28 protein-coding genes are annotated in these 24553 nt (G+C 57.3%); 19 read left to right on the forward strand and 9 right to left on the reverse strand.

Annotated features, from left to right (window positions below; translation table 11 throughout):
• Positions 1–32: 32 nt before the first annotated feature.
• From NT131_07580 to NT131_07595, 4 genes are all read left to right on the forward strand, one after another.
• Complete coding sequence (locus tag NT131_07580) at positions 33–2009, forward strand: hydantoinase/oxoprolinase family protein (protein MCX6651497.1); 1977 nt, start codon at positions 33–35, stop codon at positions 2007–2009.
• 200 nt (positions 2010–2209) lie between these two features.
• Positions 2210–3304, forward strand: a complete 1095-nt coding sequence (locus NT131_07585; protein ID MCX6651498.1) for a permease — start codon at positions 2210–2212, stop codon at positions 3302–3304.
• Positions 3305–3365: 61 nt separating this feature from the next.
• Positions 3366–3599, forward strand: coding sequence for a thioredoxin family protein (locus NT131_07590; GenBank protein ID MCX6651499.1), 234 nt, complete (start codon positions 3366–3368; stop codon positions 3597–3599).
• Positions 3600–3604: 5 nt separating this feature from the next.
• Positions 3605–4003 carry a putative zinc-binding protein gene (locus tag NT131_07595; protein MCX6651500.1) on the forward strand — a complete coding sequence of 133 codons (399 nt, stop codon included), beginning with the start codon at positions 3605–3607 and terminating at the stop codon, positions 4001–4003.
• Between the two features lie 196 nt (positions 4004–4199).
• On the opposite strand, the gene NT131_07600 is transcribed toward NT131_07595, so the two are convergent.
• From NT131_07600 to NT131_07615, 4 genes are all read right to left on the reverse strand, one after another.
• On the reverse strand, positions 4200–5219 hold the full coding sequence (locus NT131_07600; GenBank protein MCX6651501.1) for an MtaA/CmuA family methyltransferase: 1020 nt from the start codon (positions 5217–5219) through the stop codon (positions 4200–4202).
• Positions 5220–5404: 185 nt separating this feature from the next.
• Positions 5405–6451 carry a hypothetical protein gene (locus NT131_07605; GenBank protein ID MCX6651502.1) on the reverse strand — a complete coding sequence of 349 codons (1047 nt, stop codon included), beginning with the start codon at positions 6449–6451 and terminating at the stop codon, positions 5405–5407.
• A 45-nt stretch (positions 6452–6496) separates the two neighbouring features.
• Positions 6497–6949: a hypothetical protein gene (locus NT131_07610; protein ID MCX6651503.1), complete on the reverse strand. Its 453-nt coding sequence runs from the start codon at positions 6947–6949 to the stop codon at positions 6497–6499.
• A 4-nt stretch (positions 6950–6953) separates the two neighbouring features.
• Entirely contained in the window at positions 6954–7619 is a 666-nt protein-coding gene (locus NT131_07615; protein MCX6651504.1) for a hypothetical protein, read from the reverse strand.
• 157 nt (positions 7620–7776) lie between these two features.
• On the opposite strand from NT131_07615, the gene NT131_07620 reads away from it, so the two are divergent.
• Together NT131_07620 and NT131_07625 are read left to right on the forward strand one after the other, a co-directional pair.
• The gene (locus NT131_07620; GenBank protein MCX6651505.1) at positions 7777–9426 is read left to right on the forward strand and encodes a methylamine methyltransferase corrinoid protein reductive activase; all 1650 of its coding nucleotides are present in this window, start codon (positions 7777–7779) and stop codon (positions 9424–9426) included.
• A gap of 1 nt (position 9427) precedes the next feature.
• Positions 9428–10273, forward strand: a complete 846-nt coding sequence (locus NT131_07625; protein ID MCX6651506.1) for an MBL fold metallo-hydrolase — start codon at positions 9428–9430, stop codon at positions 10271–10273.
• Here NT131_07625 and NT131_07630 read toward each other — a convergent pair.
• Together NT131_07630 and NT131_07635 are read right to left on the reverse strand one after the other, a co-directional pair.
• Entirely contained in the window at positions 10270–11154 is an 885-nt protein-coding gene (locus NT131_07630; protein MCX6651507.1) for a hypothetical protein, read from the reverse strand. The two genes, NT131_07625 and NT131_07630, sit on opposite strands and share 4 nt — an antisense overlap.
• 1 nt (position 11155) lies before the next feature.
• On the reverse strand, positions 11156–11920 hold the full coding sequence (locus NT131_07635; GenBank protein MCX6651508.1) for a hypothetical protein: 765 nt from the start codon (positions 11918–11920) through the stop codon (positions 11156–11158).
• Positions 11921–12084: 164 nt separating this feature from the next.
• Between NT131_07635 and NT131_07640 the strand changes: the two genes are divergently transcribed.
• Together NT131_07640 and NT131_07645 are read left to right on the forward strand one after the other, a co-directional pair.
• Entirely contained in the window at positions 12085–12810 is a 726-nt protein-coding gene (locus NT131_07640) for a hypothetical protein (GenBank protein MCX6651509.1), read from the forward strand.
• A gap of 53 nt (positions 12811–12863) precedes the next feature.
• Positions 12864–13145 (forward strand): hypothetical protein, encoded by a 282-nt coding sequence (locus tag NT131_07645; GenBank protein MCX6651510.1) that lies wholly within the window; start codon positions 12864–12866, stop codon positions 13143–13145.
• On the opposite strand, the gene NT131_07650 is transcribed toward NT131_07645, so the two are convergent.
• Positions 13146–14138 (reverse strand): DUF1616 domain-containing protein, encoded by a 993-nt coding sequence (locus NT131_07650; protein ID MCX6651511.1) that lies wholly within the window; start codon positions 14136–14138, stop codon positions 13146–13148.
• Between the two features lie 91 nt (positions 14139–14229).
• Between NT131_07650 and NT131_07655 the strand changes: the two genes are divergently transcribed.
• The 10 genes from NT131_07655 (at position 14230) to NT131_07700 (ending at position 23066) form a co-directional block, all read left to right on the forward strand.
• Positions 14230–15054, forward strand: a complete 825-nt coding sequence (locus tag NT131_07655; GenBank protein ID MCX6651512.1) for a hypothetical protein — start codon at positions 14230–14232, stop codon at positions 15052–15054.
• A 69-nt stretch (positions 15055–15123) separates the two neighbouring features.
• The gene (locus NT131_07660; protein MCX6651513.1) at positions 15124–15831 is read left to right on the forward strand and encodes a DUF169 domain-containing protein; all 708 of its coding nucleotides are present in this window, start codon (positions 15124–15126) and stop codon (positions 15829–15831) included.
• A 108-nt stretch (positions 15832–15939) separates the two neighbouring features.
• Positions 15940–16425 carry an Lrp/AsnC family transcriptional regulator gene (locus NT131_07665; GenBank protein MCX6651514.1) on the forward strand — a complete coding sequence of 162 codons (486 nt, stop codon included), beginning with the start codon at positions 15940–15942 and terminating at the stop codon, positions 16423–16425.
• A 41-nt stretch (positions 16426–16466) separates the two neighbouring features.
• Entirely contained in the window at positions 16467–17660 is a 1194-nt protein-coding gene (locus NT131_07670) for a YcaO-related McrA-glycine thioamidation protein (GenBank protein ID MCX6651515.1), read from the forward strand.
• Entirely contained in the window at positions 17657–18292 is a 636-nt protein-coding gene (locus tag NT131_07675) for a TfuA-related McrA-glycine thioamidation protein (protein ID MCX6651516.1), read from the forward strand. Before NT131_07670 ends, NT131_07675 begins: the two co-directional genes overlap by 4 nt.
• A 289-nt stretch (positions 18293–18581) precedes the next feature.
• Positions 18582–19913 (forward strand): coenzyme-B sulfoethylthiotransferase subunit beta, encoded by a 1332-nt coding sequence (gene mcrB, locus NT131_07680; GenBank protein MCX6651517.1) that lies wholly within the window; start codon positions 18582–18584, stop codon positions 19911–19913.
• 1 nt (position 19914) lies between these two features.
• The gene (gene mcrD / locus NT131_07685) at positions 19915–20337 is read left to right on the forward strand and encodes a methyl-coenzyme M reductase operon protein D (protein ID MCX6651518.1); all 423 of its coding nucleotides are present in this window, start codon (positions 19915–19917) and stop codon (positions 20335–20337) included.
• Position 20338: 1 nt separating this feature from the next.
• A complete protein-coding gene (gene mcrG, locus NT131_07690) occupies positions 20339–21121 on the forward strand; it encodes a coenzyme-B sulfoethylthiotransferase subunit gamma (GenBank protein MCX6651519.1) in 783 nt (260 codons plus the stop codon).
• Positions 21122–21123: 2 nt separating this feature from the next.
• Positions 21124–22788 carry a coenzyme-B sulfoethylthiotransferase subunit alpha gene (gene mcrA / locus NT131_07695; GenBank protein ID MCX6651520.1) on the forward strand — a complete coding sequence of 555 codons (1665 nt, stop codon included), beginning with the start codon at positions 21124–21126 and terminating at the stop codon, positions 22786–22788.
• Positions 22789–22796: 8 nt separating this feature from the next.
• A complete protein-coding gene (locus NT131_07700; GenBank protein MCX6651521.1) occupies positions 22797–23066 on the forward strand; it encodes a DUF2098 family protein in 270 nt (89 codons plus the stop codon).
• Positions 23067–23158: 92 nt separating this feature from the next.
• Here the strand turns inward: NT131_07700 and NT131_07705 are convergent, their stop codons facing one another.
• Positions 23159–23701, reverse strand: coding sequence for a hypothetical protein (locus tag NT131_07705; protein ID MCX6651522.1), 543 nt, complete (start codon positions 23699–23701; stop codon positions 23159–23161).
• An 81-nt stretch (positions 23702–23782) separates the two neighbouring features.
• Between NT131_07705 and NT131_07710 the strand changes: the two genes are divergently transcribed.
• The gene (locus tag NT131_07710; GenBank protein MCX6651523.1) at positions 23783–24076 is read left to right on the forward strand and encodes a carboxymuconolactone decarboxylase family protein; all 294 of its coding nucleotides are present in this window, start codon (positions 23783–23785) and stop codon (positions 24074–24076) included.
• Here the strand turns inward: NT131_07710 and NT131_07715 are convergent, their stop codons facing one another.
• Positions 24077–24418, reverse strand: a complete 342-nt coding sequence (locus NT131_07715; GenBank protein ID MCX6651524.1) for a hypothetical protein — start codon at positions 24416–24418, stop codon at positions 24077–24079.
• Between the last annotated feature and the right edge of the window lie 135 nt (positions 24419–24553).

Below are 24553 nucleotides of genomic sequence, written 5' to 3' on the forward strand. Positions count from 1 at the left end.
TATTCTGTATTTTTTTTCATTGAGCGATAACCATGGCCGAAAGGAAACTTGGGTTGGGTCTAGACACGGGCGGCACGTACACGGACGCGGCAGTTGTGGACATGTCCACCTTTGAGGTGCTGGCCAAAGCGAAGTCACCCACCACCTACCACGACCTGTCCATTGGGGTCCTGGGAGCGATCGACGGCGTCCTGAAATCAGGCAGCTTCGATCCAGCCGACATAATGTTCGTTGGCCTTTCCACAACCTTGGCCACGAACTCCATTTTGACTGGTAAGGGGGGCAGGGTCGGTCACATCGCCATCGGGTGGACCCCAATGCAGGAATACAGGTCCGGAGCGGACATGGACGCTTACATAAAAGGTGGCCATGGTGTATGGGCCCAGCAGCAGGAACCCCTGGATACCGAGGCGCTCAAGAAGGCCATCACGGAAATGCAACCGAACGTTGATTCATTCGTAGTATCAGCCCATTTCAGCGTCTACAATCCCGACCATGAGAAGGAAGCCGCCCGCATGATCAAGGAAATGACCGGGATGCCCGTGGTGATGGGGCACCAACTAGCCTCCGAGCTGGGTGTGCCGGAAAGGAGCGTGACCGCTATACTGAACGCCCGGCTGCTACCGGTGTTGTCCGAATTCCTGGACGGCGTAGAGCGTTCCCTACACGAACGTGGAATAACCGCGGCCATACTGGTCTTTAAGGGGGACGGCACCCTGATGAACATCGAAACGGCTAAGGAGCGACCGGTGGAGACCATACTCTCTGGTCCGGCGGCCAGTCTCATGGGGGGTAAGGTCCTCTGCGACGAGAAGGACTTTATCATGGTGGACATCGGAGGGACGTCCACCGATATCGCCTATCTGGACGACGGTTTCCCCCGCATATCCAAAGAAGGGGCCACCGTGGGCAACTGGCGCACCCGGGTCAAGGCCATCGACATCTGGACCGTGGGGCTGGGGGGAGATTCGCACGTGATCTCCGACCAGAAGGGAGAGTTCAAGATCGGTCCAGAGAGGGTGGTGCCGTTGGCCATCGCCGCATCCGAATTTCCAGAAATAAAGGAAAAGATGAAGGCCACCAGTGAGACCAATTACTTCATTCATGTGGAACGGAGCACCGAAAAACTAAGCTCCAAGGAAAAAGAGGTCTACGAGTTCGTCAAAACCCATCCGATATGCACCTTGGAGGAGATCAGGGTGGGAGCGCCAGAGGTGTACACGTACCGAGACGTGGTGAAGCGGCTCAAGAACCGCGGGTTCCTGCAGATGTGTGGGCTGACGCCCACGGACTTTATGCACGTCCAGGGTTTCTTTGACCGTTTCGACATCGAGGCGGCCAGGATGGGCGTGCAGTTCATGGCCAACTGGGCCAAGATGAACTTCGACGAGTACGTCGAGTCCTTCCACCAAGAAATGATCACCCGGATGGGCGAGGAGATCATGAGGAAGGTCGTACTGGACGGATCGAGCGAGATGCCCGATTCCCCCGGTTTCAACTACCTTCTGAGAGCGTCGGTCAACGGGAACAGGGGGAGTAACTTGGTGATGAGGACCAATATCGGACGTCCTCTGGTAGGCATCGGAGCCCCGGCGCACATCTACATGCCGCCCCTGGAGAAGCGCATGGACGTCAAGGTGATAATACCCAAAGAACACGACGTCGGCAACGCCGTGGGAGCGGTCTGCAGCCAGATATCTGAGACCGTTACCGTTCAGGTGTACCCGAACATGGACAACGTCTTCTTCGTGCTCGGGCCGTTCGGTTCTCCGGTCACCTACAGCCACTTGGAACAGGCCATCAGCAGCGCCCGCTGTCAGGCCGAGGAGTTCGTGAGGAACCGTGTCTACGAGGCCGGGGCTGAGAACATCCGGGTCCGCAGCGACGTAAACGCGAACAAGTTCTTCGGTGGGGACAACGTGGAAGGGGAGCAGACTGCCTGGGTGGACGTCGTGGCCCGGGCCACTGGTGACCCCAAGCCCCCGGAAAAGAAGAAGAGCTCACTCTAAGGACCGTACTTCGTCGGACCCCAGGCTCAGGGCGCGGGATCGTGCAATAAGCCCAGCCCCCACCCAAGCGGCGCTTAGAATGCCTGAAGGCACCAGGCAGTTGGCGCGACTATTATTAGTATATTTTAAATACTATATATTATCTCTAAGAACACATCTGTGAAAGCAAGGGGCTGACGGATACTTTCTTATAATCGTCCATGATATCTGTTTCAATAATAGTTGAAATAGAAGGTGAACTAACGGCGGACATATTGTTCGTGGCGCTGCAGAGCGGCTTAGACGGTCTTATCGAATACATTTCCCAACATACCTTGACCTGCCTGGTCCCGGCCTTCTTCATCGCCGGGGCCATTGCTGCGTTCGTCAAGAAAGAGGCTATACTGAAATATTTCGGACCTCAGACCAAGAAATACATCTCCTATCCGATAGCCTCGATCTCCGGCCTGGTCCTGGCCGTCTGCAGCTGTACAATATTACCGCTCTTCACCGGCATATACAAGAAAGGAAGCGGACTAGGCCCAGCAATAACATTTCTGTTCGCCGGGCCGGGCATCAACGTGCTGGCGATAATCTATACCGCCCAGGTGCTCGGATACGACATCGGTCTGGCCAGGGCTGTGGCGGCTATCGGGATGTCAGTTATAGTCGGCGCCATCATGGCCTGGATATTCAGGAAGGAGCAGCCCAAGGGGGAGCTGAAGATCATCTCCAGTGGTAAGGACAAGCCAAGATGGGTAACTTTCAGCTTCTTCGTCCTGCTGATACTTATATTAGTGACCGGGGCTTCGCAGCTGGACTGGACCATAAGGCTGGCCGTCGTATACGTGCTGACATTATTGGTCGCCTACCTGCTCATCTACCACTTCGAAAGGGACGAGGTGACCGATTGGGGAATGGAGACCTGGGACTTGACCAAGAAGATATTTCCCATCCTGCTGATAGGCACTTTCTTCGTCGGCGTGCTGGCGTACTTCCTGCCCCCGGAGACGTTCCGACCCTATCTCGGAGGCAACTCCGTGCTCGCCAACCTGCTGGCCTCGCTCCTCGGAGCCATCTTGTACATGCCCACGCTGCTGGAGGTTCCGATCATCGGGACCACCTTCGGTTACACGACTGGGGTCATCGGGGCCGGTCCGGCGCTGGCGCTCCTGATGTCCGGTCCTACCGTGAGCGCCCCATCCCTATTCGTATTAGGAGGGATCATGGGGTGGAAGAAGACCCTGGCCTATGCTCTGCTGGTGATATTAATGTCGACAATGGCCGGCCTAATTTTCGGAGCGCTGGTGGGCTGATGTCAGATACAACAATGAAGACCAAACCGTCATCAAGGAATTCGCGTTGGAGGTGAGATCGATGAAGATAGAAATATTCGGTACGGGTTGCGCCAAATGCAAGAGACTGGAGAAGAACGTGCACGAGGCGGTCGCTACCGCTGGAATCGACGCCCAGGTGGTCAAGATCGAGGACATTGACGCCATAATGGAGCAGGGCATCATGGTGACCCCTGCCCTGGCCATCGACGGTGACGTCAAACTGATGGGAAAGGTCCCATCCGTAGAGGAACTGGTCAGGTTGATCAAGGGGTGATGGTCTTGGAGAAAGCCAAGTGTTCGTGCGGCGGGACGACCATCGTCTACGCCTGCGCCGGCGCGGCCAACCTGGGACAGGCCTGCAACGAGATGGCCTTGAGGCTGGTGGAGCAAGGAAGGGCCAGGATGGGATGCCTGGCCGGGGTGGGAGGGCACGTGCCGAACATGGTCATGTCCGCGCGGAGCGCCGATCAGGTCATCACGTTAGATGGGTGTGCGGTACAATGTGCCAGAAAGGTTCTTGAGCACAATGACGTCGTTCCCATGATCCATATCGTAGCTACCGATCTGGGTCTGACCAAGGTCATGGGGCAACGATGGAAGGGAGATGAGGTTAGTGCGATCAGCGAGGCCTTCGACCGCCTTAAACCCCGAAAAAATGACATAACGCAAATCGAGTGACCGCTCGTTCTTACACGGGGATCAGTTCAGTTTCTTCCCCATATCCTATTTTCCGAACTAGACTGTCTACACGCCCAGCTCCGATACCTCGATCCATTTGTATCGATTCGGTCAAACTAAGGCCATGAATGCAGAATTACAATTTCACGAATTTAAGAAAAATAAAGAAAAAGGAAAAAAAGGGATTTGAGGGCGTTTAGCCCTTTACGGACTTGACCAGTGCGGCCAGATTGTCGTTCGAGATCAGGGCGGAAAGCCCGCATCCCGGAGAGACCACATCGAAGCCGGCGGCAGCGCAGCGCTTTCCGTGGGCCAGGACGTCCGCAGGGGTTCCCTGCAGCAGCGGGTTGACGACACCGACGTTACCGATCAGGGCGGCGCGGTGGTTGACGATCTTGACCGCGTCTTCCGGAACGACCTTCTCCTCGATGGACAGGGCCTTGCATCCGGTGTTGATCATGTTGTTCAGGATGTCGGTTGTATTGCCGCATATGTGCAGGCAACCAGTGGCTCCCTTGACCGGGGCCAGGCTATCGGCCATGTAAATGCCCGCGTACTCGTTGAACATGTCCGGGGACAGTAGGTCGGTGCTGGCGGACGGCTCGGACATCTGCACGACATCGGCACCGGCATCGGCCAGGGCTTGGCTGTATCCCTTGCAGATGACGTTAGCGGCCTTGACCCAATTGTGCACCAGGGGTGGGTCCACCATGATGTACAGCACGAGGTTCTCGGTGCTGACCAGATGACCGGCCAAGGTGAACGGTCCGGTGTTACCGGCGATGATCGGGTACTCGTGGCCATACTGGGCCTTCATCTTCTTTACGGCTTCCTGGCAGATGGCGGCGCGGCCGCTCTTGAGGAACGTGGTAACGTCCATCAGATTGGGCGTGTCCTCCATCTGGTAGGGATGCCCCTTAACCATGGGGGTCCTGTCCTTGCGGCCTGGATCCACCTTGGTCACTCCCAAGCTGTCAATCTCAACGGTCAGGCAGAACGGGCACCTGACGGCCTCGAACCCGAAGACCTTGGCCTGTCCGGCACCCAGCTTGACCATCAGGTCGGCGTTGTAGTGGGCGTCGGGCCAGCTGACACCTAATGCGTCCATCTGTCCCATAGTGGCGCTCTGTGTGAAAACCGCGACCGGCGGCCTTTCATGCTGCTTGCCCTTCAATGCATCCAGTACTCTCTCCCTTGGAGTTATGTTTTTAGACAAATTTATTCCCCCTATTATCCAGTAGGAATCTAACCTAGTTTAAGTATCTAGTTTACCGTACATTAAGCTATCGGGGCTTTATGTATTCAAACCATCCTTTAACATTGGTTAATATTTTCCATCTGGCTCGGTGAGGCCCTATCGAAACAATTGTAAATAATTTAACAAGTGTTCAACCAATCGACTTATACGTTCCCTGACGAACCGTAACGGGCGACGGCCTCCCTAAGAGCAATGATGTTCTCCATCGGCGTCTTAAACGGCATCTCGCAGCCCGGTCCTATCATCAGGCCGGGTCCCTTTCCCCAAGAACCGATGATCCCTTGCACTTCCTTGTCAACCTCCTCCGGCGTCCCCTTGAACAGCAGGAACATGTGGTCTATACCGACCATGACGGCCGTTCTTCCCTTCAATTTGGTGAAGGTCGCCTCGCGGTCCACCGCCGTTAGATGGAAATGCACGGCGTCCGCGCCTATATCCGGGTATCCGTCGAGGTAAGGAATGGCAGCGCAGTTGTGCGCTATCACCTTCAAACCATGGGAATGGAAGCAGTCCACTACCTTCTTCATGTTCTTGAGGTCGAAGCGCTCGATACACTCGAGCGAGCTCATCTCCAGCCCCGAGGTCCCGTTCTCCATGAAGGCCATCTCTATACCCATCCCTGAAAGGTGCTCGACGTAGGCTTTGGACGATTCCACTAGGACGTTCAGCAGCTGCTCGACCATGCCTGCGTCGGTGACGGTGGCCATTAGCAGGTTCTCCAACCCCATCACCTCGCTGGCGATGACCATGGGCGAATCGAGGCAACCGAGCACCGCCACCTCGTTTCCCACCCTTTCGTTCATGAGCCCCGCCGCCCTGAGGGACACGGACCAGAACTCGTCCTTCATGGGGTCCACAGGTTGGATGCGGTCGATGTCCGTCGGTGACTGCACCGCGTATCGTTCCACCCGAGGGTAGAAGTCCCGCTCCGGCCACACCCATTGCGTGCCATGGGCCCTGGCCTCCACCAGTATGTCGCCCCAGCCGGCCATGACGTTGTCGAAGCCGGTAATCCTCTGGGCCATTATGGCGATGCGAGCGAAGGTCTCAGGGTCGTGAAAGCCCTGGCGCATGGTCAGCCCGGCGGCGTTGAGCACGGTGCGGGCCGCCCCCAGATGCTGGTACATAATGGGCGGGCGGTCGACCGGTCTCAATGCCAGCGCTTCTTCGAACCTCTCCCTGGGGGTCATGGGGGGCCTTGATACACTGGAGCCACTCATATTGTTTTCTGAGCCTCAGTCCTTGATCCTCTTTTCCTTCTCGTAGAAGTCGTTGATGATCTCGTAGTCGATCTTGCGCTCTGACATGAAGATCTTGGTCACGTCCAGTGACGCCGCTCGTACCTGCGGGTCCCACATGCCGTGAACGATGACGTGCACAATCAGCTCACCGCGGTTCATGAGCGTCCCGTCGAAACGGTTCTGCACCGTCGGGGGTATGTCCAGGTCGATGAGGCTGAAGCTAATGGTGGAGCCTCCTTCGGCAGTAAGGAACGATTTGATGTGTCCGATCATGTCCGCTCCTTCCCGGAAGCATTCCATAGTGATTCTATTCAGCAGGTCCAGGACCATGTCCTCGGACTGCTTTCCGTCCAGCGCGTCAGGGATGTAGAGCCGGAGCCACATGGAGAACTTGCCCAGCTCGTCCGTGGCCCGGTGCGTCAGCAGCTGGCGTTCCTTTTGATCCATTCCTTCACTCTCCATACTTCTTGTCGAAGCGGTCCTCCGCCTCGGTGAGGTCGTACACCACAGCCTTGCCGTTCACCATGATGTCGGCAACATCCTTCACGCCCTGCCCGGTTCTTGCAGAACCGTACAGCAGCTTGACCTGGGGGTTCAGGTCCAGGACCAACTTGGTGACCTTGTCCAAGCGCTCGCGGTCCACGGCATCCACCTTGTTGATGAGGACGGCGTCCGCCTCTATGATCTGGGTCTCGACCAAGCGGCGCACGTTGTTCATCAGCTTGTCGATGCGTATGGCGTCCACGAAGGTGATAATAGGTGCCTGTTCCAGGATCTTGGGCATCTTCTTGACCGTCTCCGCCGCAGCCTGCTTCAGGCCCAGAGGGATGGCCACCCCGGTCGGTTCGACCAAGATGACGTCCGGCTTGAAGCTCATGTAGATGTTGGTGACTGTGGTGGTCAACGTACCTTGCACCTCACAGCATATGCAGCCGCCGGAGATCTCCATGGTGTCGATCCCATGGACCTCCATGCACTTGCGGTCGACGTTGATATGGCCGACATCGTTGACGATGGTCGCCACCTTCAAACCCCGCAAATTAAGCTCCTTGGCCACTTCGATCAGGAAGGTGGTCTTTCCGCTTCCCAAGAAACCGGTAACCTGGGCGATCCTCATGTAATCACGCTAGCGGCCTTAACGAACTATAACTATAATTCCATTGCCCCTATCCTCGGGCGCCCGAAAAAGACATGCTGGGACGCTTCGGAATTTACCGGTGCTTTGGGAACAGTATTATAAATGAGGCGATGGCATTCACCCATCGAGGTTTTGCATGGCATTGGGAGTTGCGCTCGACTTGGGCACAAGTGGCTACCGGGGTCACCTGGTCGATCTGAACAAGAAGGGAAAGATTCTGGCTACGGCCATCACCATGAGACACCCCCTGCCGGGCGCCAACATCATGGACCATCTGCATTTCTGGATGGAGAACGGGGCCGACGTCGGGCACCGCATAATCATCGAGACCGTGGACCGATTGATAGGCACCCTGGGCGCCAAGCCCGAGGAGATCGTCCGGGTATCCGTCTGCGGCAACCCCGCCCAGATGTCCATGTTCGAGAAGATCGAGATACGCGATCTGGCCTACGCCGGCCAGTCCCTGCTCAAGAGGCTGAACGTAAAGGTACCCGAGAGAAAGGCCCACACCATCAAGGCCGAGGAGCTGGGCATGAGGTCAGTCAGGCAGACCGCCGAGGTCCGCATACCCCCGTCCATCCGTCACGAGATCGGCGCCGACGCCCTGGCCATGATCATGAAGACCGGGCTCATGAACAAAAAGGAGACCTGCATGGTCACGGACTACGGCACCAACGCCGAGATGGGACTGTTCTACAAGGGCGAGCTCTTTACCGGTTCGGCAGCCGCCGGACCGGCCATGGAAGGGCAGTCCATTGAAATGGGCATGCTGGCCGCTCCCCAGGCATTGTCCGATGTCATCCTGAACGAAGATGGCCGCTGGTACAACGTAGTGCTCAACGAAAATCTGCATCCAGTTAAGTCGTCCTTAGTCGATCCGCGCACCGGTCAGGAGCAGCGGCTGGACGGCGTGATCGCCCGGGGCATCACCGGCACCGGCACAGTGGCCGCCATGGCCGTGGGGTTGGAGACAGGCATAATCAAGCTGCCCTACATCGACACCCCCGACCGCAAGATCCACATGACCAATGGCATACACTTCGGCGAAGAGGACGTGCGCGAAGCAGGCAAGGCCATCGGAGCCATCCGCGCCGGGCACCGCACCCTGATCGAAGAAGTTGGCGTTGCCGACGAAGATGTAAAGACCATGTACATGTGCGGCGCGTCCGGTACGTACGTGGACCCGATAAAGGCTCAGACCGTAGGGCTCATACCCAGGGTCCTGGAAAAGACCGTGCAGGCCGGCAACACCTCGCTGATGATGTCCTATGACATACTGGTCGACGATAACGGGCTGGACCACATGCAGGACGTGGCCAACGCCATATCCAGCAAGCACATAATGTTCGCCACCTGCAAGGTCTTCGAGGACATATACGTCAACGAGATCGCCTACTGGACCGAGGGCATGTCCATGGAGATGTACAATGAAATGGTCAAGTACGCTGGATTGAGGCCCCTGCCGGACATAAAGCGCCCCAAAGAGATCGTGCGCTTAGTTTCGTCCGACATACCGGTCATCGGCGCCCGCGGTCTGAGGACCCTTGACGACATAGGCGTGTACCTCATCGGCTCCTTCGAGCACTGCGTCGGCTGCAAGAAATGCCAGAAAGAGTGCCCGGAATGCGCCCTGCAGGTGTCCTCGATGGGTAACAAGAAATTCCAGATCAGGATAAACACCGAGCGCTGCCTGGGAACCGCCTGCAAGAAGTGCCAGGCCGTCTGTCCGGAGAGCGTGATGAGCTTCGCCGCCCTGAAGATCGTGAAGAAGGGCGAGGACGCATAACTTGCGCATAACCTGCGTCGTCGACGACAACACCGGCGCCCTTGCCGGCGTCCGGAACGTTAAAAAAGCCCCCGGCCGGTTCCTGTCCGAGCACGGCTTATCGTTGCTCATAGAGACGGACGCAAGCAAGAAGGTCCTCCTGGACGCCGGGTCGTCCGAGACGGTGTTCTCTCATAACCTGGCTGCCTTAGGCCTTACGCCCAAGGACCTGGACCTGGTGTTCATTTCCCACGGGCACTACGATCATCTGGGGGCGCTGCCCATGCTGCTCCGGACCGGCATCCCCTGCTTCACGGACCCCCGGACCTTCTCCGGGGAAAGGTTCGTTGAGTCCTCCGGTAAGCGGAAAGAGATCGGCGCATCCCCGGAGCTTCTCGCCCTTCTGGCCGAGCATCCGCCCCAGATGGACAGCGGCCCAAGGGAGCTGTTGCCGGGGGTCAGCACCACCGGCGAGGTCATGCGCTCCAGCAGCTTCGAGGTTCCCGCCTCCTTCGTGCTGCGCCGCAATGGGAAGGAGGTCCCGGACCTCATCCTCGAGGAGCAAGCGCTGTGCGTTTCCACGCGCAAAGGCCTGGTGATATTGACCGGCTGCGGCCACGCCGGAGTGGTCAACATCGTGTCCCAGATCAAGCGCCACAGCGAACGAAAGCTGTACATGGTCATGGGCGGTTTCCATCTGTGGAACGCCTCTCAGGACACCCTGCTCAAGACCATGGACGGCCTGAAGAGGTTGGGGGTGGAGAAGGTGGCGCCCATGCACTGCTCTGGTTTTGAGGCCACCAAGATGTTCTCCGACCGCTTCCCCGGCTTCGAGCTCATGGGCAGCGGGTGCTACATGGACATCTAAAGGTCTTGGGCGGACTGTTCCAGCATCAGGTCGACGAAGGCGGCCACGGGCATGGTCCGCTTGGCGTATTCCAGCGGTCCGTATACGACGTAGTCGGCCCCGGCCATCATGCTGACGGCGACGGCCGAGCTGTCCACGTGCCTGCGGGCCTCCTTCGGGTCGGCCATCTCTTCGAGGTCCAGGCATTCCACAGCGTTGTGCAATGCGCAACCTGTGGGCAGCCCCCACTTGGCCTTAGCTACCATGATCGCGCGCAGGGCCGAACCGGCGCTGAGCTGCGGTGAGGTCACGGCCATGTCCAGCAGCAGGTTCTTGATGCCCAGTTCTTCGGCCGTGGTCACCAGTCCCTGGGATACGAGCTCGTCCCCGTTCTCGAGCATGTAGATGCGGCCTTTGACGTCATCCCCCCGGGGGTTGAAGGCCAGCACCACGGCGTTGACCGGGGGCGATCTCCTGAGCGCCTCCATCTCTTCCGACGATATACCCGCGTTGATGGTGTTGTAGATGATCCGGTCCAGCACTCCCATCTCCTCGGCGTGCCTAAGGAAGGATAGGCGGACCTCGGCGGTCCCCGAGTCCACGAACAACGGTCCAGGGACCTTGTCGCACACCGCCTCGAGGTAGTTGTGCGAAGCCCCCTTGCTCTCGGCATAGAGCATGAGGGCCGAAGGGCAATGGCAGTTGTCCGTGACCTGCAGATAGCTCTCGAGCCGTTCGTTAAGTTTCGCTTTGTCCAATGAACCCTTTCGGGGGTCGAGCACTACGGTATGACGAGGATAGAAGAGGGAACCGACCATCATCGTGCGCCTCTTCCCTGGCTGACCGCCGACGCTCACGCCACCTATGCATATCTCCTTCTGAACGGTCTGGAACTTGAACATCTCACACCCCCATAAGATAGGAACGCAATCTCAACGCCAGCTCTACCGACGGGACTGTTAACAGCTGACCCTGGAGCGGTTCAAGTACCACCCCGAACTCCTCCGAGACCACGATCATGCCTATGCCAGTGTTCAGGCCGTCCGAAGGCAACCGCAGCATGGGCGAGATGAAATCGTCCGAGGCCAGGTGCAACTGCTTGGCGATCTTGCCGCCCTCTCCGGCCAGGGCCTTCGAACGGACGATCACGGCCGATCCGGGGAAGGGCGAGAACTCCTTGGTCCTTAGCTCCTTCAGCTTGGCCAACAACCTCTTTCGGTTCTTCTCGTCGAACTCGTAGATCGGATCATAGGCCTGCAGCTCCTGGGCCGGCGAATCGTCCATGATGTCGACTATCTCCACCTGCTCCCGGAACCGTTCGATGGCCTCGAGGGGAAGGTCGCAGAGGAACGGTATGGCCGACCTGGTGCCGATTATACGGCGGTGCTCGTCCACACCGTTGTCCATGAGGGCGTGTATGGCCGCCCCGGGGAAATGTCCGTACTCCTCTTTGCCACAGAGCACCAGCACCCTTATCACTGGATTGGAGACGATGTTGACTATGACCTTCTCCAGCCCGATGTTCTCGGTCTTCAATATGCCTTTGATACAGAACAGCTCCGGCGGGACCTCCACGGCTCCCCTGCCGACGATGAGCACGGCGACAGGCGAACCTTCGTTGCCTATCACGTAATCCCCACTGGCCACTGGCCACACATCTGAATCCATGACCGCCACTCCAATCACGTATTCAATTTCAATTATATATAAAACATCGGAAGGCCAGATGTGACGGCGAATGGGGGTTTTGTCAGACAAAATCCAATTTCGGTGTTAGGGGGATAAGCGATAAATACACCCCGTTTTGTAATACGGCCCCAGGAAGGGATAAAATGGGTGTATCAATTGCCATATGTGAGGTAGACAGCGACAGCGCGTTGTGCAAGGTGGGAAAGACGACCTTGTTGAAGGTGAACCTGAAGGACGTCTCCGGCTTCGAGGATCTGGCAGAGTTCGACCTGGTGGTCCCCTTGAGCCAGGCCAAGCTGGTAATGGGAGCGGACTGGGAGGCCTTCCTGAAGAGGAACCGCCTGGACCCGCAGATGGAGACGCTGTACCTGGGCAAGATCAAGAACGATGCGGACAAGCAGTTGCTGACGGCGGAGAGCCAGAAGCTCTACACCGGATGGATCGCCGTGGACAAGGTCCCCGCCGACCGCATGGCCGCCCTGATGGACAAGGCCGGCAAGGACGACCGGTTGACCGCCTGGGACATGCTGTCCTTCGACGAGATGGCCGCGGCCTGCGCCAAGTGCCCCCTGTCCTGGGACGAGGGACGAGGCTGCATGGGCACCTTCGGTCCGGAGAACAGCGCCCTGCCTGGGATAGCTCAGAAGAACAACTGCGTTATCGTGGCCAGCGTGCCGGCCTCGGTGCAGAGCAAGAGGCTGTTCAGTGTGGAGGAAGCGGCCAAGCTTCTGGAAGAGGTCAAGGTCCTGCGGGCCAAGCTCCCCGACGAGGGCAAGGTGATGGTCCGCCGTTACTCTGGTGTGCTGGACCGCCTGGAGAAGATGGGCAACGTCTGCGTGACCTACAAGACCCGCTTCTACTTCCTGTAAAACCCCACCGAAACCCTTTTTTCCATTTTCATACATATTCACTTGGTGTTCCATTGGGCGGCAAAGGTGATAAGCTGGGCTGCGTCGACTGCGGTCCTGGACTGGCCTTCGACGAAAAGGAGATGCTCCTGGTCTCAGGCACGCTGGTCAAACTGGTAGGTCTGGAAAAGATCATGGAAGAGGTCCGTCGCCTAAAGATAGGGCAAAGGAAGCAGGTGGCCGACGAGCTGCTCTCCCGAGCTAAAAAAGAAAATCAGATACCGCCAGGACAGGAGAAGGAATACCGCAACGCCCTCATGGACGACTATGATCGCCGCTACCTGACCATCATGTGATCAGACGGTCACCCGCAAGTTCAGGTTCAGGCTCTGCACCTGGTTCTCCACCGCCCCGATGATCCGCTCCTCGGCGGAGGTCCCGGCGTAATCGCTCATGGGCGTAGGCGCGAAGGGCAGGGTCGGAACGCCGTCCTGATACAACAGGAACCACAGCTTATAATTGCCCTGCACGGTCACGTTGAACTCGTAGAGGCTCTCCCACTGCGCCTGCCACTCACCCTCCAGGTCCACGTCGGTATGGTTCAGGGTGACGGTGAGGGAATCGAAGTAGTACATCTTGTGGACCTGCGTCACATTGTCTACGAAGGTCATGTTCACCAGCCAGAGCTCCACGGTGTACTCCACGGTCCGATGCTCATGGTTGGCGATGCCGATGATGACCGAGGCGTCCTGCCCCACGGTCAAGTTCCGCGGATAGCCTTCCGCCATTCCGCCCGGTCCCAAGATGTAGAACTCGGTGAAGCTCTCCCCCTCCCGCGGGACGGCGATGACGTAGGCCAGGGCGGCGACCGAGGATATTATGGATATCACCAGTATGACGGTAAGGATGCGGTCCACGCCCTTCTCCGCCCTGAACTTCTGAACGTTGCCTTTGATGGTCTTGGACAGGTCGATTGGCAGGTAGGGCGACGCCGCCTTCTCGCGCCGGTAAAGGCCTCCGGCGCTCAGGGCGACGATCAGCGCCGACAGGGAGAGCAGGATGGGTGCCAGGCGGATGCCGAAAGGCGTGTAGTTGAGGCCAAAACCCACCAAGGGAGATATGGCGATGCTGAGGCCGAAAGACAGCGCCATCCGCTCGATGATTTCCAGGTCCTTGTCCTCTGGGAAGAGTACCGACAGGGCGGCGTATCCCGGGAAGAAAAGAATGAACGGCAGGCCTATGACCACCCTGAGCAGGCTGTCCGGCAGGAGATAGATGATCAGGATGAGGAGGATGGACAGGGACAAGATGGTCCACAGGTCCCAATCCCTTTTGGGCTGCAGCTTCATCGGATACGGGGAAAGGGTTGGTTATTTAACCATTTTCGCTGTCGAATCGTTCGACCAGTTATTAATATGGAGAGTCTCATCCTCCGCTGCCATGGCTCTGAGCGAACTGTTCGAACTCGAGGAAGTACGGCTGGTGGAACGGTCCGTCGAGGACCTCACCAACGAATCGTTACTTGTCCACATGCTAAGCGGATCGAACGAGGTGCGGCTGCTCGTCGACGATGAAGAAACTCCCTTGGCCATGGCTCGGGAGGACGACGGCTGGAAGGCCGTCAGTTTCCTCTGGAAGGAGCCTTCGGACGAACTGATCGAAGCGCTGCCGGAGCTGGACATAAAGGTCTTCATGTGCACAAAGGGCATCTACCGTGAGGCCATATTCGACCACTTCTGCCGATCGCTGATGAACGAATGCCAGCCAGCCATCGAGGACCTTCCGGAGGACCGGGTCAAGAAGGTATCGGACCTCATCTGGAAGGAGTGGAGCTTCAAGCCGGGCGACCTGTGCTACGACTGCTGCTGCGGGTCCGGCGTGGGCAGCCTCGCCCTTACCAAGGTGGGCCTGAGCTCCTTCGCCTTCGACATGGACAAGGAGCTGCTCTGCCGAGGGCTGAGCGAAGGCCGGTTGCAGACCTGGAGCACTGTACAGCTCGACGCCTCCAAGGCCTCCGAATATCTGGACCGTGTCCCTTTCGCCATCATGCTCATGGCCGGGGACATCAATACGGTGAACGCCTGGACCTGGCAGAGGATATTCGAACAGGTGCTGTTGCTCGCCGACAAGGTCCTGGTCACCGTGGCCTCCGAGGAGGAGGCGGAGCTGCTGAGGAAGTGGTCGGAGGGGAAGGGGAGGGCGTGCCGGGTGTTCGAGAACCCGAGGGACGCTTTCTACGATCGCTGGGTGTGCTCCATCAGCTGAAATGTGAAAGCGGTAATAGAAATACCAAGCGTTATCTATGAGGTATTTGATTTTCTACCAGGTGTTTAATTGACCGACTACGCCAAGTGCTCCCAGGTCCTCATGGACGTGCTGGAGCTGAAGAATGAACCGGTGGCGGTCACCCTGGTCAAGAAGGGTCAGCCGCTTCCTGAGGGCTATCAGGTCCCGGAGAAGAGCATCCGTCATTGTCAATCGATAATGCGGGCGAGGAAGGGAGAGATGCTGCTGCTCACCGGCGAGAAGCACGCCTGCCACGTCGGCGGCTCTGCGCTAGGCATCGTCCCCATCCCGGAAAAGGTCAAGACTGGCGAGTTCCACTACAACATAGGTATGTTCGATACCGTCGCCGCGGCCAAGAGGATGATCGATGAGCGGCCGCAATTGGAATGCGGGAGCGTAATTGCCACGGCTATCTCTCCCCTGAGCAAGACGCAGATCGCTCCGGACGTAATCATCGTAACCGGCACCCCGGAGCAGATGTATTGGCTGCTACCAGTGGCGGCCAAGTTCTTCGAGGGCGGAAAGATGACAGTGGAGCTGGAGCCTTTCCAGGCCACCTGCGCCTATGCCACCGTATATCCATACTTGTATGATACCTTGCACATGTCCATAGGCTGCTACGGTTGCCGAAAATCAACCGACCTCGAGCCATCGGAGATGCTAGTGGGCATACCGGCCACCAAATTGGAATCGGTAGTGAAGGCATTGGAACGCCTAAAAGCCCCCCGGGAGAAAGGCAAGATAAAAACGGGTTGAAGTGATCCTCAGCTCAAAACTCCTTTCTATTTTTTCATCTTTTCTGAACATAAGTCCATATATATTACATAATAATGAGTAATTCGCAAATATTTTGCAGGCTAGGCCATGGACACCATTGACCTGAAGATCCTCAGGATGCTGCGCAAGAACGCCCGTGAAGGGCTCAGCGCCATAGCCGAACAGCTCGGGGTGTCCAAGGCCACGGTCAGCAGGCGCATAACCCGCCTGGAGAAAGATGGTTACGTCAACGCCTACACCATGCAGGTGAACACGGCCAAGATCGGCCTCATGCGCGCCCTCATCGGCCTGCAGATCGTGGGAGTGCCCCTTGCGGTGGTCATCGACGAGCTGAAGAAATACCCCGGGATCCAGTACGTCTACAAGGTGTTCGGGGACCATTCGCTCATCTGCGAGATCTACTCCACCAGCGTGGACAGCCTGTACGACCTCATCCAGGACAAGATCGTCAACATTCCCAACGTGCAGCGGGTGGAGGTCGACATTATCATCGAACGCATTCCCATCAACGAAGATGCCATGTTCGACCTGGCCATTCCCATGGCGGCGAGCGAGGGCGGGCTGGAGAATTAGAACCGAAGTTTTAATGTTCGGTCGGGCGGTTAACCCCCTCCATGGAGCTAAGACCGGCCCCCAAGACCTACACCAAGGACGGGCACCGCGCCGTCGACCCGAAAACTACTTTGAAAAGGGTTGAGCCGATGCTGTCCAAGGCCGGCATCACCCGGGTAGCGGACATCACCGACCTCGACCGCATCGGGATCCCTGTCTTCTCGAGCATCCGGCCGGGAGCCAAGGAAGGCGCCATATCCATCTACAATGGAAAGGGGGCTAGCCGAGAGCAAGCCCGCGTTTCGGCCATCATGGAGGGCATGGAACGCTATTCGGCCGAACCGCAGGACGAGAAGGTCCGGCGGGACCTCATGGAGAACATGCTGTCCTCCGAGAACGCCGTAGACCCCCGCACCCTCATCCTCCCCCAGATGATCAACATGCATGTGCATTTTCAACCCATAGCCTGGGTCAAGGGCTACGACCTGATCGAGGGCGAGGATATATGGGTGCCAGCTGCGGCTGTCTTCCATCCTTACGAATCGAAGAAGGACCTTCAGCTCTTCCGCAGCAACACCAACGGATTAGCTTCCGGGAACAACATGGAGGAGGCGGTGCTGCACGCCATGTGCGAGGTGATCGAGCGCGACGCCTGGTCCATCTGCGAGGCTAAGCGTCGTCCGAGGGGCGAGATATTGGTCGAGAAGGACTGCCCGGTGGTGAGCGAACTAATGGAAAAGTTTCGTTCACAGGGCGTGGAGATCCATCTGAAGGATCTGACCAGCGATATCGGTATACCAACCATAGCCGCGGCCGCCGACGACGTGCGCATGAAGGACCCCGCCCTCCTGAACTTGGGTGTGGGGACGCATCTCAGTCCGCGGGTGGCGGCCATAAGGGCGTTGACGGAGGTGGCCCAGAGCCGCTGCACACAGATCCACGGCGCGCGGGAGGACACCACCAAGGCCGACCTGAACCGGACGGTGGGCTATGAGCGCATGAAGCGCCTGAACTCCATGTACTTCGCACCCTCGGAAGAGGTGCGGATGTCGGAGTTCCCGGAATATGACACAAAGGACCTACTGGAGGACATCGAGGTGGTCCTGGACCACCTGGTCGGATTGGGATTCGAAAAGGTCATCGCCGTGGAGCTGACCCGGCCCGAGCTGGGTGTACCGGTGGTGCGCATGATCATTCCCGGGATGGAGATTTACGCCATGGACATGGACCGCATGGGGCCAAGGCTGGTGGCATGACCCGGCCAGTGGTGTTTTTGGGGCCAAGTTTGTCTCTGGACGAGGCCAGAAAGGTCTTGGACGCCGACTACCGCCCTCCGGTGAAGCGGGGGGACCTGGGACAGCTGGAAGACGTCAAGATCGTCGGCATCATCGACGGGGTGTTCCTACAGAGCTGCGCTGTAGGGCACCGGGAGATACTGGCGCTCCTGAGGAAGGGAGTGACGGTGATCGGAGGGGGCAGCATGGGCGCCCTTCGGGCTACGGAGATGCACGATTACGGGATGGTCGGAGTGGGCCAAATCTTCGACATGTATTCCCAGGGCGAGATAGAGGGGGACGACGAGGTGGCCTTGGTGTTCGACCCGGAAAGCCTGGAGCCGTTGTCCGAGCCTATGGTCAACATACGTTTCGTGCTGAACGAGGCTGTGCAGGTTAAAGTTATATCCACAGAGCAAAAGGACGACCTCCTGAGAAAGCTGCGGTCCGTATACTATCCCCGGCGCACGGTGAGGACGTTCCTGAGTATCGCCATGTCGACCTTGAAGGGTGAGGATACAATACGGTTCACTGACTTTTTTAAGGATAATTACCGAGATATTAAAAAGCAGGACGCAATAACCGTCCTAAAATCAATCAAAAAGCGAGTCTAAACGACGATTCGATTTAATATTCGTTCATCACAAAAAAATTAACGAACTTAATTATTGTTTATATTTAATATTTTGAATTTTAAAAAATTTTTGGGCGTTAAAACGAGTGCGTTTTCATCTGGGAAAGTACAAAAATTAAGCTATTGTTTAACATGGATGGATAATCCATCCATCATCAAGCTTATATTCTAACGCAACCTTCTCGAGTCCGCAAGGGGAGCCGGTTTTCTTGAGTGCAATGCAAGCGCATCTGCTCGAGAGGACCGAGTTATTGAAAAGGAGGTAAAAAATGGCAAAATACAAGGACAAAGTGGACTTGTATGACGACAGAGGCAAACTGATTGAGAAGGATGTGCCTCTCGAAGCAATAAGTCCGTTAAACAACGCCGCCATTAAGCGAACCATCTCTCTGACGAAGAGGACGATCGCAGTCAACCTCGAGGGTATTGAGAAAGGTCTCAAGACCGGAGCGGTTGGCGGATTGAACATCAACAACAGAAAGCTGGACCTCGCAGTAGTGGCGAACGCTGGCAAGTTGGAAAAGTTGATCAGGGATAAGATCAAAGTCTTGAAGGACGACGACACCGAGATCAAGACCTTGGCGGAAGGCAAGAGAATGATCGTTACTTGCCCCTCGGCCAGGATCGACTCGGGTGCTGAATACACCACTGGATTCACCGCCGTCGCTGCCGCGGTCACTGAGGCCATCATCGACACGTTCAACGTGGACATGTTCGAGGCCTCGATGGTCAAGGCCGCAGTCTGGGGGAGATATCCGCAGACCATCAACATGTTGGGATCGAACCTCAGGACAATCCTGGACGTTCCCCAGCTAAATGAAGGTACCGGTTACGCCCTCAGGAACATCACGGCCAACCACATAGTAATGCTGACCGACAGGAACGCCATGAACGCTGCCGCCCTATCCGCTATCTACGAGACCGTCGCGGCCTACGAGATGGGAGATGCGATCGGCAACTTCGAGAGAACGCACCTGTTGTCCCTGGCTTATCAGGGCCTGAACGCCAACAACCTGGTCTACAGCTGGGTCAAGGAGAACGGCAAGACCGGCACCGTCGGTGATGTCGTCGCCTCAATGGTTGGCAGGGCTTTGGAAGACAAGGTCATCAGGAAAGGAAAGAAGTTCCCATCCGGATTCGTTGAATACAACTGCACTGACTTCCCGCTGTGGAACGCATACACCTCCGCTGGTATGCTGGCGGCAATCTGTGTGAACATCGGGGCCGCAAGGGCCGCGCAGGGTATCCCGTCCACCATCTTGTACTACAACGACCTGGTAGAGCACGAGACCAGCCTGCCCGGTGTAGACTATGGCAGGGCCATGGGTACATCCGTCGGTATGTCCTTCTTCAGCCACTCCATCTATGGTGGTGGCGGTCCGGGACTGTTCCACGGAAACCACGTGGTCACGAGACATGCGAAGGGAACCGTCAATCCCGTCATCGCCGCCGGGTGCGCCTTGGACGCTGGTACCCAGTACTTCAGCGCTGAGAACACCTCCCTGGTAATGAAGGAAGTGTTCGGTACCGTCCCAGAGTTCAACAGCCCGATGAAGATGGTCGGTAAGGAGGCCAAGAAGTGGAAGGAACAGGGTGCTTGAAATGAATAAGCCTGCCTCAGAAGAGGTACCCCTGCCCGAGATCAAAATATTCCCGGAGCGATTGTTGCTGGCGGACACCACGGAGGTACTGTTGAACAAACTGTACGCCGTGAAGAACGTCAGAAGGATCAACGTTCAAGGCGAGGGCCTGCCCGCTATAATGAAGGCCGGTCCCGGCACTGGTGGTCCGGTAAATCATCCGGAGCGTAAGATGATCAAGGTCAAGGGAGAGGATTTGGAGCTTACGGTTCTAGTCGGTAACATTTTCGTTGAGATATGTGACATCGATTTTGTTCCCCAGGCTCTGAAAGACATCGAAGTGGTGTGCAAAGATGTACTCCCCTTCAGTTTCACTCTGGAGGTAGGCAGATATTCAAAGTTCAAGCGAACTGTATCCGATTATCAAAAAGGATTGGTGAATTAACATGGCTAAGACAAAGTACAAAGCACAATTCTATCCTGGCACCACCCTGCCCGCCAAGAACAGGCGACGCTTCATGGACCCCAGCGTAAAGCTGGAGAAGCTCCGCGACATTCCGATGGACGATGTGGTCAAGATCTTGGGTCACAGGACCCCCGGTTCCGACTACGCCACCATCCACCCGCCGCTGGACGAGGGCAACGAGCCCAAGTGCCCCATCAGGGCCTTGGTCGAGCCCATAGAGGGTGCGAAGAAAGGAGACAGGATCAGGTACGTTCAGTTCACTGACTCCGTATACTGGGCCCCCATAATCCCCTACGTGAGGGCGCAGATGTATATGTGGAGATACAGAGGAATTGATACCGGTACCCTGTCCGGAAGGCAGATCATCGAGATGAGGGAGAGGGACGTCGAAAAGGTGGCCAAGGAACTCATCGACAACGAAACCTTTGATACCGCAAGAACCGGCATCAGGGGTGCCACCGTGCACGGCCACGCCGTAAGGTTGGACCAGAACGGTTTGATGTTCGATGCCTGGCAGCGGTTCCGCTGGAACGCTAAGAAGGGCGAGGTCGAATACGTGAAAGACCAGGTCGGTGTCCCGCTGGACAAGCCGGTCCCGGTCGGAAAGCCTATGCCCGAGAAGTGGTTGAAGGAGCACACCACCATGTTCCGCGCCGACGGTGTGGACATGAGGGAGGACGAGGAGGTCATGAGACAGAATCTCAGGATACACACCCTCAGAACCAAGTGCGGCTTCAAGCCCTTCGATGTCAAGGAGGACTAAATATGGCGAAGGAAAAAGAGAAGATGTTCATCGCCGCCATGCACAAGAAGTTCACGGAGGACCCTACGGAGGTCCGCTCCCAACACTATTCCTACGGAGGCTGGAGACAGTCGAAGAGGAAGCGGGAGTGGGTCGAGCAGGCGAACAAGATCGCCAAGGCCCGTGGAATCCCCATGATGAACCAGGATGTCGGTGTCGCTCTCGGCCAGAGGGTTTTGATGCCCTACCAGCTGTCCCACACTGACATCTACGGCGAAGCCGATGACTTGCACTGGGTAAACAACGCTGCAATGCAGCAATGCTGGGACGACATACGCAGGACCGTAATCGTCGGTCTGGACGTCGCCCACAACGTTATCGAGAAGAGGCTGTCGAAGGAGGTCACCCCTGAGACCATCAACCGCTACCTGGAAGCTGTTAACCATACCATGCCAGGCGGTGCAGTGGTTCAGGAGCACATGGCCGAACTTTGCCCTGAGTTAGTGAAGGACTCCTACGTCAAGGTGTTCTCTGGCGACGACGAGTTGATCGACGAGATCGACAAGTGCTTCGTCATCGACATCAACAAGGAGTTCCCCGCGGACCAGGCCAAGCAGCTGAAGGCCGCTGTCGGCAAGAAGCTGTGGCAAGTAGTGCGCGTCCCGACCATGGTTGGACGTGTGTGCGATGGAGGTACCATATCGAGGCATTCTGCGATGCAGATCTCTATGGCCTTCATCACCGCGTACAGGCTGGCTGCCGGTGAAGCGGCAATCGCCGACTTCGCCTTCGCCGCCAAGCACGCCGCGATGGTGGAAATGGGTACCATGATGCCCGCCAGGAGGGCCAGAGGCCCCAACGAGCCCGGTGGAATTCCGTTCGGTGTGCTGGCCGATATGGTTCAGAGCACCAGGACCAAGCCGGACGACCCTGCCCGCGCATCCCTAGAGGCTGTCGCCCTGGGTGCAGTGATATTGGACCAGATATACCTCGGATCCTATATGTCCGGGGGTGTCGGGTTCACTCAGTACGCCAACGCCGCCTACTGCGACAACATCCTGGAGGACTACACATACTGGGCCGTGGACCACATCAAGGACAAGTACGGCGGGTTCTGCAAAAGCAAGCCCTCCACCGAGCTGATCGAGAAGCTCGGTACCGAGATCAACTCCTACGCCCTGGAGATGTACGAGCGCTACCCGGCTGCCATGGAAGCCCACTTCGGTGGGTCCCAGAGGGCCACCGTCGCCGCCGCCGCAACTGGTATCGGAGTCGCCTTCGCTACCGGAAACGCCAACGCGGGTATAAACGGATGGTACCTGTCCATGTACCAGCACAGGGAGAGGCTCGGAAGGCTCGGGTTCTACGGATACGACCTGCAAGACAACTGCGGCGCCGCCAACTCGTTCTCCTACAGGAGCGACGAGGGGCTGCCGCACGAGCTGCGCGGTGCGAACTACCCGATCTACGCGATGAACGTGGGGCACCTGAGCGGATACACCGGTATCGCCCTGGCTCCCCACGCCGCTCGCGGAGATGCCTACGTCTGCCACCCGCTGGTCAAGATCGCCTTCGCCGACAAGAACCTACCCTTCGACTTCGCCAACATCACCAAGGAATTTGGTCGTGGCTGCCTGAGGGAGTTCATGCCGATGGGTGAGAGGACCGCTGTCATCCCCGCCAAGTAAGGTGTCCAATGCAAGTAGGAGAGTACGTGAAATACAGAGTCACCGGGACGGTGGGAAAGGTACTGGAAGTGCACCAGCGCGACGGGGTGGATTGGGCTTTGCTCGACACCTACGAGCTATGGTACGTATCCAGCCTCCTGGACCCCGCCTCGGCGGACGAGTACAAGCGGACCTCCTTCAAGGATCGGACCCACGCTCAGTCATTGGAGGAAATGCAGGCCTTGACCGACGAGATCATGGCCGACATATCCGTCGTGACACCGAGCGGGAGTGGCTGAACAAGCGCAAACAAACCCTTTCCATTAATTTTTTTTAAAAAAAAATGTGTGGACGACGGTCTCGAGGACCGCTCGTACGTTTTTGAGGAAGATCAGGACATGTCAAAGCCGACCAGTATGCTGGCCAGCTTGGGGTTGTCCTCCAGCTCGTAATAGTTCTTTATGACCAGGTCGCTGAGGGGCGATGGGCTGCAGGACACGATGTTCTTGGCTCCCGGGACCTGCTCCAGTTCCTGGAAGGACACCGGCGGCATGAGGAAGAACTCCTTGTTCTTCGGCACCTTGTCGGTGAAGACCACGAAGTCGTCCCCAAGCCAACAGATGTTCTCCTTGTCCTTGTATAAGGCGTGCTGTCCGGGAAGGATCTCCGTGCCGATGACCAGGTCGGTGTCTCCCATCATGAGCACGGTCGGCTCGGGTGGGGGTCGGAACCGGGTGTCCTTGATTATGCAGATGATATGCTGTCGGGTAAGGCACTGGTTCACGCCTTCGTTCACCACGTCCAGGCCGATCTGGGACTTGATGCCGCCCTCGATCTGCTTGATAGCCTCCACGACCTTCGTTTCCAGAACGAAGGCCAGGCGGGTACCGGTCATTCCCTTTATGATCTCCACAGCTCTCTCTTCCGGTTGCACGTCGCCCTCAACGTTCTTTGGTTAGAAATATTTTATTCGAGGACCGCACGCTTAATATCCCGGCTAGGGGATTCTCAGGTCATGAGCCTGGAACAGATGGCCGAACAGCAGCCTGAGGTCATTCGAGCCATGTACCGATTCAAGAACGAGGTGTTCAAGGACAACAACCTCACCTTCAAGGAAAAGGAGCTGATCGCCGTGGCCATAACCGCGGTCCTGAAATGCGATGAATGCTTCCAGCTTCACTCCAAGAAGGCCATGGAGGCCGGGGCCACCAAGGATCAGATACGGGAGGCCTTGAACGTGGCCATGTACCTGGCCGGTCCCAGCGCAGTAGTGGGCATGCCATCCATCGACAAGTTCCTGTCGCAGTGATCAGCCGACGAACTCCACCACGACCGTCTTCTTCAAGGCCAGCTCGGCGGCGGCCTCGGCGCATTTTATCATGGCCATAGGCACCGGGCATGAGGAATGCTTCAGCACATCACCGCACAGCTGGTACACGGTGTTGTCGTTGAACGGCATCTTCATCACGTCCCAGATCTCCATCTTCTTCAGCACCTTCTTCAAGTTCCTCACCTGGGGGCAGTCGCTTTGCAGTATCTCGAACTCCACAATCATCCCGTCCGTGCGAGCCTGGATGGTGCTGTGGAGGCGGCACACGCCTGGATCGACCTTCACCGTAGCCATAAGTGGAAGCTCAGTCTCTTCGGTCATTCGAACGAAATGCAGTTCCAGCCAGATAATCATATGCCCCCGGTAACGGGCAGGTCATAACCACGAGGTGCTCCTAATCACGAACGCCGCACCTCTGGATGATAACATAGAGCGGTCCATCACAAGCGCATGAGA

The sequence above is a fragment of the Methanomassiliicoccales archaeon genome, from assembly GCA_026394395.1.
Classification (GTDB): Archaea; Thermoplasmatota; Thermoplasmata; order Methanomassiliicoccales; family UBA472; genus UBA472.

Excerpts from the sequence above, each read along its gene's own strand:
- mcrD (MCX6651518.1), top strand. The coding sequence starts at position 19,915 with ATGAATAAGCCTGCCTCAGAAGAGGTACCCCTGCCCGAGATCAAAATA.
- NT131_07630 (MCX6651507.1), bottom strand. The coding sequence starts at position 11,154 with ATGTTCAAGTTCCAGACCGTTCAGAAGGAGATATGCATAGGTGGCGTG.
- NT131_07610 (MCX6651503.1), bottom strand. The coding sequence starts at position 6,949 with ATGGATCAAAAGGAACGCCAGCTGCTGACGCACCGGGCCACGGACGAG.
- mcrG (MCX6651519.1), top strand. The coding sequence starts at position 20,339 with ATGGCTAAGACAAAGTACAAAGCACAATTCTATCCTGGCACCACCCTG.
- NT131_07640 (MCX6651509.1), top strand. The coding sequence starts at position 12,085 with ATGGGTGTATCAATTGCCATATGTGAGGTAGACAGCGACAGCGCGTTG.
- NT131_07675 (MCX6651516.1), top strand. The coding sequence starts at position 17,657 with ATGACCCGGCCAGTGGTGTTTTTGGGGCCAAGTTTGTCTCTGGACGAG.
- NT131_07700 (MCX6651521.1), top strand. The coding sequence starts at position 22,797 with ATGCAAGTAGGAGAGTACGTGAAATACAGAGTCACCGGGACGGTGGGA.
- NT131_07615 (MCX6651504.1), bottom strand. The coding sequence starts at position 7,619 with ATGAGGATCGCCCAGGTTACCGGTTTCTTGGGAAGCGGAAAGACCACC.
- NT131_07655 (MCX6651512.1), top strand. The coding sequence starts at position 14,230 with ATGGCTCTGAGCGAACTGTTCGAACTCGAGGAAGTACGGCTGGTGGAA.
- NT131_07715 (MCX6651524.1), bottom strand. The coding sequence starts at position 24,418 with ATGACCGAAGAGACTGAGCTTCCACTTATGGCTACGGTGAAGGTCGAT.
- NT131_07650 (MCX6651511.1), bottom strand. The coding sequence starts at position 14,138 with ATGAAGCTGCAGCCCAAAAGGGATTGGGACCTGTGGACCATCTTGTCC.
- NT131_07605 (MCX6651502.1), bottom strand. The coding sequence starts at position 6,451 with ATGACCCCCAGGGAGAGGTTCGAAGAAGCGCTGGCATTGAGACCGGTC.
- NT131_07590 (MCX6651499.1), top strand. The coding sequence starts at position 3,366 with ATGAAGATAGAAATATTCGGTACGGGTTGCGCCAAATGCAAGAGACTG.
- NT131_07580 (MCX6651497.1), top strand. The coding sequence starts at position 33 with ATGGCCGAAAGGAAACTTGGGTTGGGTCTAGACACGGGCGGCACGTAC.
- NT131_07620 (MCX6651505.1), top strand. The coding sequence starts at position 7,777 with ATGGCATTGGGAGTTGCGCTCGACTTGGGCACAAGTGGCTACCGGGGT.
- NT131_07665 (MCX6651514.1), top strand. The coding sequence starts at position 15,940 with ATGGACACCATTGACCTGAAGATCCTCAGGATGCTGCGCAAGAACGCC.
- mcrA (MCX6651520.1), top strand. The coding sequence starts at position 21,124 with ATGGCGAAGGAAAAAGAGAAGATGTTCATCGCCGCCATGCACAAGAAG.
- NT131_07635 (MCX6651508.1), bottom strand. The coding sequence starts at position 11,920 with ATGGATTCAGATGTGTGGCCAGTGGCCAGTGGGGATTACGTGATAGGC.
- NT131_07585 (MCX6651498.1), top strand. The coding sequence starts at position 2,210 with ATGATATCTGTTTCAATAATAGTTGAAATAGAAGGTGAACTAACGGCG.
- mcrB (MCX6651517.1), top strand. The coding sequence starts at position 18,582 with ATGGCAAAATACAAGGACAAAGTGGACTTGTATGACGACAGAGGCAAA.
- NT131_07710 (MCX6651523.1), top strand. The coding sequence starts at position 23,783 with ATGAGCCTGGAACAGATGGCCGAACAGCAGCCTGAGGTCATTCGAGCC.
- NT131_07670 (MCX6651515.1), top strand. The coding sequence starts at position 16,467 with ATGGAGCTAAGACCGGCCCCCAAGACCTACACCAAGGACGGGCACCGC.